The following is an 11,925-nucleotide window of genomic DNA, read 5'->3' as shown; positions in this document are numbered from 1 at the left end:
TATAAGGTGGAGAGAAAGCAATGAAGATACTGCCTTATACACTACAAATGGGAGCAGAAGGAGTCGTACAATGAATTTGAAAAAAATGTTTTTAGTGGCAGTATTGGCTGTGTCGCAGTCCGTGGCAGCCGTTCCGGCTTTTGCAGCGCCTGTCAGCACACAGACTACAACAACCGAGAATGTGGGCGCAGCGGTAGACACAGAGGTAACACCGCTTCAGCCTGAGGCAACAGATCCGCTGCCGCCGCTTGTTACCGAGCCGCCAGCAGGTACAGTGATTCCAACCCCAACACCGGTTCCGGCAGTAGTTGTTCCTACAGCAACACCAGCTGCGGGAGTATCGGAAACACCGATTCCGGCGGCTACTGTAGCTCCTGAGGCTACTATTGCTCCTGTTGACGGTACTATGCCAACGGATGCGGCAATGCCTACAGCTACTCCGCCGGTTGCCACTCCAGGTATGACTACCTCTTCTACAGGCGGAGGCCAGCTGATCCTGATGATGAACAGCAACAAGATGTTCAGAAATGGTACCCCGTACACTGCCAATCAGCCAATGGCTGTGAAGAATGGTGTCTCGTATGTATCCATTCGGGCAATGGTGGAGATGGTCGGCGTTGCCTTCACTTATGACGCCAAGACCAAAGAGGTTATTGTGACCAAAGGCACGAGCATTATGCGGTTTAAGACGGACAGCAAGATATACACAGTCGATGGTACCAAGGTTACCATGAAGGGTCCTGCTTACCAGTTCAAAGGCACCTTCATGATTCCGTTAACCTCTATAACCTCTGCACTCAAAATTCCCTACACCGTTGACAATGTGCAGAAGCGGGTTATTCTGACGCTGAACACGAAGCCGACAGCCTCCTTCACCGTTCAGCCGAAGGAAATCTATGCCGGTGAGACTACAGTGAATTATCTGACCACCAGTTCTTCACCAAACGGTGTTCCTATTGTTGAAGAGCTGTGGAGCGGCAACAAGATGGATGTGTATGATCAGCCGGGATTCTATACGATTACTTATTCTGTGCGTGATGCGAATAACCTGTGGAGTGATCCTTACCCGGTAACGATCCAGGTATTGCAGCCTAACCAGCCGCCAGTGGCTCAATTCACAACAGACAAAGAAGAATACAAAATGGGTGAGCCGGTAACCCTGACGGATACCAGCTATGATCCTGAGAATGAAGAGCTGACGGTCACCTGGAACAACCGGGCCCTGGCTTACTTTAACCCGGGCCCGACGTCTATTCAGCTGACGGTTACGGATAAGCATGGTCTTAGCAGTACTTTTGAGAAGACGATTACAATCACCAGTGAACAACTGTATACGCAGGATGAAGTAACGAAGCTGTTCACCATTCCGGGGGATATCATCAGCATGGACGGGGGACTGATCCCGGCGCTTCCTAACCTGCCGTATACGCTGTCGTCCGAAGGCTACTTGTTGATCCGCAGTAACAGTCCTGAGACCGTTAATACGGAGGGTGTACTGTACCGTGAGAGCTCTGTAGGCAATACTCGCTTCCTTGTGCACCATATGAACAATATGGCTACCAGACAGAAGCTCTACGTAATTGCTACGAACAACAACCTGTATCCGACGACAATTAAGATCCAGTACCTGGGTATTGCCGGTCCGGTTGTATCACCGGAATATACGGGTAAGATTTCGATTCAGAAATATTTTGATTCCATGGTAACAGGGGCAACCCAATCAGAAATTACCCTGCAGCCGGGTCAAAGCATCCCTATTATGACTGATCTGAACAAGATTGCCATGAAGCCCAAAGAAGTACTATCGCTTAGTGCGGATCTGTTCAGTGATTTGCCGGTGCAATACAACGTAGTGATGGTGGAACAATCCAAAGATCCGGTCGCTGAGCTGCCATACCTGCCTGTTCTCGACCGCGATGGTGTGCATACCCGGGGAACCTTTCCTGATTCTACGCGCATCATGAATGTGACGGATCTGGTGGGTGCCACACAATCCAAGCTGATTCTGGGCGATAACGTCAACGACAAGAACCTGGATGGCATTGACCCGATGAACCAAACTACAGCCTCGAATGCCGGTAACTTCGGCGTGCTGTACAAAATTGTCCTGGAACGAGTTGCGGCGAACACCCTGATTACCTTCAACCCTCGTGGAGGCGGTTATCTGGGATCTGTCCTGGTGAACGGCACGATTGTAAATCTGCCGAACAAGGGCAAATTAGATAAGTCGGACATGAATGCGGTAGTCTATCGTACCGGAGAATACGAAGGAAGAGTGGAGCTTGTCTTCTCCGTGGCTTCCGGCAGTAATCTGCCCGTTAACTTCGTCTTCACTCCGCTTCCGGCCAAGAAATAAATATTCTCTATAGCACAGACGGCAGCGTTCCTGATGGAACGGCTGCCGTTTTGTTTTCTGATGCAGATCTGTGGATACGGGAGCTCGAAGGCAGTTTTATTGACGGGGCAGTGCTTTTGGGGCATTATAAAGAGAGTGCAATACAAACGACCTAATTTCATGGGAGATGAGCGAATGCTGTCGACAGATCAAATACTGGAAGCCATGTCGGGGCAGGGGCTGCGAATCACCGATCAGCGCAAGACGCTTGCCAGATTATTCGGCGAGAATACGGGATATTTGTCTGCGAAGGATGTATATGAGCATATGGGCCGCAAGTACAGCGGGCTCAGCTTCGATACGGTCTACCGCAACCTGCGTGTCATGGAGGAGCTTGGGGTACTGGAGCAGATTGTATTTGAGGAAGGTGTCAAATTCAAGGCAAGCTGCAGTCAGGATCACCATCACCATCATATGATTTGTCTTCAATGCATGAAGACTTACCCGATTCAGTTCTGTCCGATGAATCTAACAGATCCGCCCGATCAGTTCCGGGTGGTCAAGCATAAATTTGAGGTGTTCGGTTACTGTAAGGATTGTGAGCAGGGAAGAGAAGAAGTGCCGGCTGTGGCGACTCACGGCAAAGAGGGGCACTGAATATGGCTACCTTACGAAGAACGGTACAGGCCCCTATCCGGGTCTACCGCAAGTTCATCTCGCCGCTGAAGCCTGCAACCTGCCGGTTCTACCCTACTTGTTCGGCATATGCGCTGGAGGCCATCGAGGTTCACGGTGCACTGAAGGGCTCGTGGTTGGCTGCGCGGCGGATTGCCCGCTGCCATCCCTTCCATCCGGGGGGGCTTGACCCGGTGCCGCCCCGCGAGGAGCAATCCTCCGGGAACAAGCCGCTGCATACGACTTGACATGGACAGCTTGGATGGGTATATTTTGAATAATAAGTAATATTCCGAGGAACGGATGAGTAGATGTGGACGACCATTACAGAGAGCCGGGTGCTGCTGGGAGCCGGTATGGGACGCCAGATTGAATATGGTCCGGGAGGATCTGTATTCGAGCGGGAGCCGGTAGTCACGGCTGCGTAAGATAACAGCGTGTTCCAGCGTTAATGGACAGTTCCGAGAAGGGACTGGCGAAGCCTGTGCTCTGTGAGGAGCCGGGGAACTTTGGGTGGTATCGCGTGAGTATACTCTCGCCCCATATAGGGGCGGGAGTTTTTTGCGTCAGGATATGTAAATACGAGATGGTATAACGAAGGGATGACAACAGAATGAGTGAGAACAAAACCTTTTATCTAACAACACCGATCTATTATCCGAGCGACAAGCTGCACATTGGACATGCGTATTCGACAGTAGCTGGTGATGCTATGGCCCGCTACAAACGTCTGCGCGGCTATGAGGTGCGCTATCTGACAGGAACAGACGAGCATGGGCAAAAGATTGAAGAGAAGGCAGGCAAGGCAGGCAAGACCCCTCAGGAGTTCGTGGACGGTATTGTGGTAGGCATTAAGGATCTGTGGAAGAAGCTGGACATCTCCAATGATGACTTCATCCGTACCACTGAGGATCGCCACAAGAAGGTGGTTGCTGATATTTTTGACCGCCTGCTGAAGCAGGGTGATATCTACAAAGGGGAATATGAAGGATGGTACTGTATTTCGGACGAGACCTTCTACACCGAGACCCAGCTCGTAGACATTGAGCGTGACTCAGACGGTAAGATTACCGGCGGCAAAAGCCCGGACAGCGGCCATCCGGTAGAGCTGGTCAAGGAAGAGAGCTACTTCTTCCGCATGAGCAAATATGCTGACCGCCTCTTGCAGTTCTACGAGGAGAACCCGGAGTTTATCCTGCCGGAATCGCGCAAAAATGAGATGATTAACAATTTTATCAAGCCGGGTCTGGAGGATCTTGCCGTCTCCCGAACAACCTTTGACTGGGGTGTGAAGGTAAAGGGTGACGAGAAGCATGTGGTGTATGTGTGGATTGATGCGCTTACCAACTATATTACTGCTCTTGGCTATGGCTCGGAAGACCGCAGCCTCTATGATAAGTTCTGGCCTGCGGATGTGCACATCGTCGGGAAGGAAATTGTCCGTTTCCATACGATTTACTGGCCGATCATTCTGATGGCGCTGGGTGAACCGCTGCCGAAGAAGGTCTTCGCACACGGCTGGCTGCTGATGAAGGACGGTAAAATGTCCAAGTCCAAGGGCAATGTGGTTGATCCGGTTACCCTGATTGACCGCTACGGGCTGGATGCCCTGCGTTATTACCTGCTGCGCGAGGTTCCCTTCGGCTCGGACGGAACCTTCACGCCGGAGAGCTTCGTGGACCGCGTTAACTACGATCTGGCTAATGACCTGGGCAATCTGCTGAACCGGACCGGAGCGATGGTGGAGAAATACTTCGGCGGCGAGCTTCCGGCTTACGCTGGCCAGGTAACCCCGTTTGACGGTGAACTTGAGACGGCCGTACAGAACACTTATGCCAAGGTAGAAGAAGCGATGGAGAAGATGGAATTCTCCGTAGCCCTGACTGCGATTGGCGCGCTGATCAGCCGGACGAACAAATATATCGACGAGACCCAGCCATGGGTACTCGCCAAGGACGAGAGCCGCAGCGGTGAGCTGGCTTCGGTGATGAGACATCTGGTAGAGGGACTGCGCACCGCGTCCATTCTGCTCCAGCCGTTCCTGACCGGCGCTCCGGCGAAGATCTGGGAGCAGCTTGGCATCCAGCCGGGCGAGCTGACCACCTGGGAGAGCGGCAGATCCTTCGGCCTGATTCCAGCGGGAACCAAGCTTGTGAAGGGCGACCCGATCTTCCCGCGCCTGGATGTGGCGCAGGAGGTGGCGTACATCGCCGAAGCGATGGGAGCCGGCAAGCCTGCAGAAGCAGCTGCGGAAGCTGCGCCTGCAGGGGCTGCTGTGACCCCGGAAGCGGCGGGTGCCGATCCGGAGGAAGAGGAGCATAAGGAAGAAATCGGCATCGACGATTTCGCCAAAGCAGAGCTGCGCGTAGCCCAGGTCATCGCCTGCGAGCCGGTGAAGAAGGCGGACAAGCTGCTGAAGCTGCAGCTCGATCTTGGATACGAGCAGCGCCAGGTCGTATCCGGCATTGCGAAGTTCTACACACCGGAGGAGCTGGTGGGGCGCAAGGTGATCTGTATTGTGAACCTGAAGCCGGTGAAGCTGCGCGGCGAGCTGTCGCAGGGCATGATCCTGGCCGCTTCCAAGGGCGAGCAGCTGACGATCGCTACTGTACCGGACAGTATGCCGAATGGAGCCATTGTGAAGTAAAGGCAGGCTGAGCCTAACCGCATTAGATAAGATAAGCGCAATCCCCGCAGGCACCAGGCAGCGGGGATTGCTGTGCTTACAGATCGGAGTTGACTTATCGTAACCATTACTATTATAATTCTAATAGTAAAATTTACGATTTAAGGGGTCGATAGAGAAATGTTGTATAAAAGCTTACAAAAAGGGCTGTTGTCCTCCGCTGTCCTGCTGCTTGTACTGGCACTCGCCGCATGCGGACCTAAGAGCAGCGGCAGCATCACCGAGGGGAAAGTTAATGTTATTACTACCTTTTATCCCATATATGAATTCGCTAATGAAATCGGCGGGGAAGATATCAACGCGATCAATCTGCTTCCTGTTGGGGTAGAGCCGCACGACTGGACACCGCGCAGCCAGGATATTATTAATACTTCTAAGGCACAATTGTTCCTTTATAACGGAGCAGGACTTGAAGGCTGGGTGCCTAATTTCCTCAAAAGCCTTGACAGTGACAGTGAAGCCAAGGCCGTGGAAGTCAGCAAAGGGGTGAAGCTGATTATGACCGACGAGGAAGACGGGCATGATCACAGCCACGGTGAAGAAGAAACAGAAGCAGAACATGGCGACAGCCTGCATACGGACCCTCATACCTGGGTGAGTCCGAAGTCGGCGCTTGTCATGGCCAAGAATATCAAGGACAGTCTTCAGGCTGTTGATCCCGCACATACAGCAGGTTATGAAGAGCGTTACCAGAAGCTTGCAGACCGTCTAAGTGCGCTGGATGATAAGTTCACTGAAGAGCTGGGCAAACTGCCTAACAAGGAGATTGTCGTATCTCATCAGGCATTCTCGTATCTGGCACGTGACTACGGCCTGTCGCAGCACGCGATTATGGGGCTGTCACCGGATGCCGAGCCGCGGGGACAGGATCTGGTCAAGCTGGCGGCACTGATTAAGGAAGAGGGCATCCGCTATATTTTCTTCGAGGAGCTGGTGTCCGATAAGCTGGCCAAAACACTGGCAAGTGAGACTGGCGTGTCTACGATGGTACTGAATCCGGTAGAAGGGCTGACCGAGGCCCAGCAGAAGAATGGGGACAATTATTTCACGCTAATGGAGAAAAATTTGCAAAATCTCATTCTGGCCTTACAATAAAAAGGAAAGTATAAGTGAAAGGCGGTACTTTACATGCAACCGGTATCCCTGGACTGCCATCAGCATATGATCGAAATACAGGATTTGTCCTTCTCTTACGGTGAGCAGAAGGTCATCCATAATCTGAATTATACGGTAAAAGAGCGGGATTTCCTCGGTATCCTCGGCTCCAACGGGGCGGGTAAGACTACGCTGCTTAAGATGATTGTCGGGCTTCTGCCTGCGACCAGCGGGGAGATCAAATTATTCGGCCAGCCGGTGCGGAAGTTCAAGGACTGGGAACGCATCGGCTATGTGCCGCAGAAGAATGCGTTCAACCCTTTGTTTCCGGCCACCGTGCGTGAGGTAGTATTGTCCGGACTGTATAACAACAAGAACCTGATCCGGCGTGTATCCAAAGCCCAGCATAGACAATGTGAGGATGCGCTTGAAGTGATGCGGATTCAGGACATCGCCGAGAAAAGAGTCGGCCAGCTGTCCGGCGGCCAGCAGCAGCGTGTCTTCCTGGCCCGCGCGCTGATCAACCATCCGGATCTGCTGATTCTGGATGAGCCTACCGTCGGTATTGATGCCGAGACACAGGCCGGATTCTTCGAGCTGATTATGCACATGCACGCACATCACCACATGACCTTCCTGATGGTCTCGCATGATATCGACATGATGAAGAATTATCTCGGCAGCGAGCCGGTCCAGAAGAACGGTAAGATCAATTTCTACTGCCGCCATTCCCATGATGCCCAGGACTGCGCTGTCGATAATTTACAGCACACATTGTCCTGAGCGTTGAAATTGGCTGATAACAGGATAGTTACCCTGATTATTAAACGGTTCAACCGCTCGAACCGCAGCCTAATGTATTTTGTACAGTAGATTGCACGAATTTCTGTCCTTTTTACTGTTCTGATGCAGTTTGTACATTAGATTTTTTGAAATGGGCCTTTTTCCAGCCCTTATACCAACATCCATTGTACGAAATACAACAGAATTTGATTATACGCTCAAAAATGATGATTCTGTTGTACATTCTGCAATCAGATTTAAACGTGTGAGGATTACTTTTAACTCCTCACTTGCTGAGGGTCTGCTGTGCCTAGATTAGGGGGAAAGGGTAGGCTTAATTGCAATTTGTACAACTAAATCGTCGGATGCGCCGCCAAAACTATGTTTAGATGTATTTCGTACAATTAAAATGCTTCCGTACTTGGATTTTCGGCCATCCGGGCAAAAATAGTTGTACAGAATACAATTAGAAGAGGAAAGCCTTCCGTTTTACTGTCTTTAGTTGCACAGACTGCACTTATCTCTAATTATTCGCTACGAACGCAGCTTCATCCTTACTGTATCTATGGAAATAAGATAGTAGAGTGGCATGATAAGGCCAGCAGGTTAAATATATGGCGGAAAAGTCTTGTAACGTAAGTAGATCCCGCAAATTGTGAAGCGTATCCCGCAGGGAGGAAAAGCGTTCTTATTACCACCGTCCCTAAACTGCGACAACCCCTCCTCCCACGCCAATTGCCCTTAGCGGGTGTCCAGAGGGCAGAGCCCTTGGGGCCCTCCCTTGGCGAAGGGAGGGTTTGGGAGGGATCGAAAAAGGTTTGATAAAGCTTTCGCCTGAAAGGTTTCGCCCTGATAGGTTTCATTATTTGAATAGCTTTAATTGGAAAAGGAGAAAAACATCTTGGAAATCCTGTTTAGTGACTTTTTTCAGCGGGCGCTGGCCGGCGGGCTGATGATTGGGATTACGGCGCCGCTGATCGGCGTTTTTCTGGTGCTGCGGCGCCTGTCCATGATCGGAGATACGCTGGCACATGTGACGATCGCCGGGGTAGCGCTGGGCTTCCTGACCGGTTTTTATCCGCTGGGAGCGGGGCTGATCTTTGCTGTAGTGGCCTCGTTTGCGATTGAGAAGCTGCGCAAAGCTTATAAAAGCTACGCCGAGCTGTCCATTGCCATCATCATGTCGGGCGGTGTAGCGCTGGCTTCACTTTTTTTCACCCTGGGCAAAGGGTATAATGCAGATGTAATGAGTTATCTGTTCGGCAGCATCTATACTTTGAATAATATGGATCTTATTGTGGTGGGAATCGTGACGATTGCTGTGGTGGTGGTGGTTACCCTATTCTTCAAAGAATTCTTCCTGCTTAGCTTCGAGGAGGATGCGGCCAGTGTCAGCGGACTTCCGGTGAAGCTGCTTAATATGCTAATTACGGTGCTGACCGCGCTTGTGATCAGTACGGCGATCAAGATTGTCGGCTCGCTGCTGGTATCTGCGCTTCTGACTATCCCTGTAGCCATCAGCCTGCTGCTGTCGCGGAGCTTCAAGTCTTCGGTTGTCCTGTCTGTGGCGATTGCCGAGATTGCCGTGATCGGCGGGCTTGTAATCGCAGGCGTATGGAACCTGGCTCCGGGAGCCACGATTGTCCTGCTGCTGATTGCACTGCTGACCTTAACGCTGATCGGCAAAAAAGGGCTGCCTGCGTAAGCCAAAAACCAAAATTGTACAGTTGGTGTAGGTTTGATTCAGCACAACTACATATCACAGCTACTGCTATACGAAGTGACCCCGAGTATGGAAGGAGAGATGCGCCCAGTGTCCAACCTGAATGCAGGAATCGCTTTTGCCGCCGGAGTGGCGTCATTCATATCACCGTGCTGTCTGCCGCTCTATCCTTCATATCTATCTTATATTACCGGATTATCGGTGCAGGAGCTGAAGAGCGGAAGCAACAGCAAAGAGGTCCGTCTCCGGACCCTCTCGCATACGCTGGCTTTCATTCTGGGCTTCTCGGCAGTGTTCTATACCCTTGGCTTCGGAGCCGGGCTGTTCGGCGAATTCTTCAATGAACAGCGGGATCTGATCCGCCAGTTGTCGGCAGTCTTAATCATTGTGATGGGGCTCTTCCTGCTGGGTGTGTTCCAGCCGCAGTTTCTGCTCCGGGAACGCAAGCTGGAGCTGAGATGGAAGCCTGCGGGATACCTGGGCTCCTTCATCTTCGGCATTGGATTCTCTGCGGGCTGGTCTCCATGTATCGGGCCGATCCTGACGGCGATTATCGCGTTATCTGCCAGTGATCCGGGAACGTGGTTTACCATGATTACGGCGTACAGTATCGGCTTTGCGCTGCCGTTCTTCGGACTGGCCTTTTTCCTGGGCGGCGCGCGGAAGATTCTGAAATACTCTAATCTTCTGATGAAGCTGGGCGGCGGGCTGATGGTGTTCATGGGCATTTTGCTGTTCACCGATCAGATGTTCCGCATTACGATATGGCTGCAGGGAATCACGCCGCGCTGGCTGATTTTCTAGCTTAAGTGAAATAATCAATGGCCGCTTCCGGAAAATGCTCAAAAATCCGCTCTGTGATGAATTCGCGCAGGGCGGTTTGCTGTTCGTCAGGGTAGACATATTTGTTCTGTCCCCATTTGCCCCATTTCTTCTTGCGCTTCTCGATGTCCATCTCCAGCTTCGACTTCGGATAACGTTTCTCGATCACGGTCTTAGCTGTTTTGGTGAACCGGTGCTGGATCATTTCAAAGGTCAAGCCGTTGCCTATTCCGGGCGGCAGGGCATGGGCCAGCTTCTCCAGGAGCTCCGCATAGCCTGCTTTCCAGCCGTCATGCCAGATAATAGGGGCGATGATGAAGCCCAGAGGATAACCGGCACGGGCGATTTGACCGGCGGCCTCAATCCGTTCCTCGAACCGTGAGGTGGCAGGCTCGAAGTTCTTGATGACATAATCGGCATTCACACTGAAGCGTACCCGGGTATGCCCGTTATGCTTCAGTTTAAGCAGGGGCTCGACATGCTGGTACTTGGTCACGAATCGCAGCCGCCCGAGCGGCTCCTCTGCCATGAATTCAATCAATTCGGTCAGGGAGCCGGTAATATGCTCAAGCCCCAGCGGATCTGAGGTACAAGCGGCTTCAAATGTCGTGATTTCCGGGGAACGTTCCACTATATATTTTTTGGCCGCATCCATGATATCTCCGGTATTCACATAGACACGGATGTAGGGCTTGGCGCCAAGCGTGGTCTGCAGGTAACAGTAATGGCAGTGGCCCATACAGCCAGTGGCAATTGGGATCGCATAATCGGCAGACGGCTTCGACTGGTCAAAGGTCAAGGTTTTGCGCAGACCGACTACGAGCGTTCTTTTGGCGATTTTGTATTGCTCCACCTCGGTCTCGCCGGGCAGATTGGTGATCCGGTTATGCGAAGTCGTCATGCGGTAGGGAATATTGCGGGACTTGACCCATTCCATGATCCGTTCCCCTTTGGGATAGTTCAGGGCGTCAGGTTCAAAAAAAACTAGCTCCGGGATGAACAGGCCGGTGGGCTTGCGCTGTTTTTTGGCAGGAGGGCGTTCAGGAGTTATTATGGTCATCATTTCACGCTCCTTAGGGATGAGGATAGCCTTATTGTGCCGATCTGCAGGCGATTGGAATCCTGGTAAACATCGCTAAGCGTAGGTAAGTCTGAGCGGCAGGACTTGCCAAGGAGCGGCAGAAACATGTATCATTGTTAGAGCAAGGCCCGGTCCCACCGTTACGTTCATTATAGAAAAGAGGTAAGCCAGAATGCCAACACCCAGCATGGAGGATTATTTGGAGCGCATATATAAGCTCATCGACGAGAAGGGTTATGCGCGGGTCTCGGATATTGCCGAGGGACTGGAAGTCCATCCCTCCTCTGTGACCAAGATGATCCAAAAACTGGATAAGGACGAATATCTCATCTATGAGAAATATCGTGGGCTTGTCCTAACAAGCAAAGGGAAAAAAGTGGGGAAACGTCTTGTGGACCGCCATCAGCTGCTGGAGGAGTTCCTCGGGATTATCGGGGTACAGCAAGAGCATATTTATAAGGACGTTGAAGGCATTGAGCATCATTTGAGCTGGGATTCCATCACCCGGATCGAAACGCTGGTGGAGTATTTCCGCCGGGATGAAGCGCGTCTGCAGACCTTATACGATATTCACCATGAGATGGCCAGCGATTCGTAAATGTGGCTTTTTTTGTTTGATTAGCGCAACCTTTCCAGTTTTATTACGTCAAAACGGATACCGTTCCTTTTTCATCAAGGAAGGATTCCGTTTACGAAAGAGCGGCCTTCTCCCTTATCCAAGGACG

At 51.6% G+C, this 11,925-nt stretch carries 10 protein-coding genes; 9 read left to right on the top strand and 1 reads right to left on the bottom strand.

The genetic code is table 11. The annotated features are described in order from the left end of the window. Nucleotides 1-70: 70 nt before the first annotated feature. The 8 genes from KDC22_RS21850 (at nt 71) to KDC22_RS21815 (ending at nt 10,101) form a co-directional block, all read left to right on the top strand. The gene (locus KDC22_RS21850) at nt 71-2,356 is read left to right on the top strand and encodes a stalk domain-containing protein (protein WP_211720294.1); all 2,286 of its coding nucleotides are present in this window, start codon (nt 71-73) and stop codon (nt 2,354-2,356) included. A 174-nt stretch (nt 2,357-2,530) separates the two neighbouring features. Beyond that, a complete protein-coding gene (locus KDC22_RS21845) occupies nt 2,531-2,992 on the top strand; it encodes a Fur family transcriptional regulator (RefSeq protein ID WP_173129630.1) in 462 nt (153 codons plus the stop codon). 2 nt (nt 2,993-2,994) lie between these two features. Beyond that, nucleotides 2,995-3,258, top strand: coding sequence for a membrane protein insertion efficiency factor YidD (yidD, locus tag KDC22_RS21840; RefSeq protein WP_211720293.1), 264 nt, complete (start codon nt 2,995-2,997; stop codon nt 3,256-3,258). A gap of 365 nt (nt 3,259-3,623) precedes the next feature. Beyond that, nucleotides 3,624-5,657, top strand: a complete 2,034-nt coding sequence (metG, locus tag KDC22_RS21835; protein WP_211720292.1) for a methionine--tRNA ligase — start codon at nt 3,624-3,626, stop codon at nt 5,655-5,657. 159 nt (nt 5,658-5,816) lie between these two features. After that, complete coding sequence (locus KDC22_RS21830) at nt 5,817-6,791, top strand: metal ABC transporter solute-binding protein, Zn/Mn family (protein WP_211720291.1); 975 nt, start codon at nt 5,817-5,819, stop codon at nt 6,789-6,791. 33 nt (nt 6,792-6,824) lie between these two features. Further along, the gene (locus tag KDC22_RS21825) at nt 6,825-7,574 is read left to right on the top strand and encodes a metal ABC transporter ATP-binding protein (RefSeq protein ID WP_173129618.1); all 750 of its coding nucleotides are present in this window, start codon (nt 6,825-6,827) and stop codon (nt 7,572-7,574) included. A gap of 901 nt (nt 7,575-8,475) precedes the next feature. Next, a complete protein-coding gene (locus KDC22_RS21820) occupies nt 8,476-9,279 on the top strand; it encodes a metal ABC transporter permease (protein WP_211720290.1) in 804 nt (267 codons plus the stop codon). A 108-nt stretch (nt 9,280-9,387) separates the two neighbouring features. Next, nucleotides 9,388-10,101, top strand: coding sequence for a cytochrome c biogenesis CcdA family protein (locus KDC22_RS21815; protein ID WP_173129615.1), 714 nt, complete (start codon nt 9,388-9,390; stop codon nt 10,099-10,101). Nucleotide 10,102: 1 nt separating this feature from the next. On the opposite strand, the gene splB is transcribed toward KDC22_RS21815, so the two are convergent. Continuing rightward, a complete protein-coding gene (splB, locus tag KDC22_RS21810; protein ID WP_425517069.1) occupies nt 10,103-11,173 on the bottom strand; it encodes a spore photoproduct lyase in 1,071 nt (356 codons plus the stop codon). 199 nt (nt 11,174-11,372) lie between these two features. On the opposite strand from splB, the gene mntR reads away from it, so the two are divergent. Then, nucleotides 11,373-11,798, top strand: coding sequence for a transcriptional regulator MntR (mntR, locus tag KDC22_RS21805; RefSeq protein WP_042215975.1), 426 nt, complete (start codon nt 11,373-11,375; stop codon nt 11,796-11,798). The last annotated feature ends 127 nt before the right edge of the window (nt 11,799-11,925 follow it).

The sequence above is a fragment of the Paenibacillus tritici genome, from assembly GCF_018207515.1.
Classification (GTDB): domain Bacteria; phylum Bacillota; class Bacilli; order Paenibacillales; family Paenibacillaceae; genus Paenibacillus_AQ; species Paenibacillus_AQ tritici.
The sequence above is the reverse complement of the archived record's forward strand: the minus strand, read 5'-3'. Positions and strand labels throughout refer to the sequence as shown.

Bases quoted from the DNA above. Each gene is read 5' to 3' on its own strand.
- KDC22_RS21850 (WP_211720294.1), top strand. From the start codon at position 71: ATGAATTTGAAAAAAATGTTTTTAGTGGCAGTATTGGCTGTGTCGCAG.
- KDC22_RS21845 (WP_173129630.1), top strand. From the start codon at position 2,531: ATGCTGTCGACAGATCAAATACTGGAAGCCATGTCGGGGCAGGGGCTG.
- yidD (WP_211720293.1), top strand. From the start codon at position 2,995: ATGGCTACCTTACGAAGAACGGTACAGGCCCCTATCCGGGTCTACCGC.
- metG (WP_211720292.1), top strand. From the start codon at position 3,624: ATGAGTGAGAACAAAACCTTTTATCTAACAACACCGATCTATTATCCG.
- KDC22_RS21830 (WP_211720291.1), top strand. From the start codon at position 5,817: ATGTTGTATAAAAGCTTACAAAAAGGGCTGTTGTCCTCCGCTGTCCTG.
- KDC22_RS21825 (WP_173129618.1), top strand. From the start codon at position 6,825: ATGCAACCGGTATCCCTGGACTGCCATCAGCATATGATCGAAATACAG.
- mntR (WP_042215975.1), top strand. From the start codon at position 11,373: ATGCCAACACCCAGCATGGAGGATTATTTGGAGCGCATATATAAGCTC.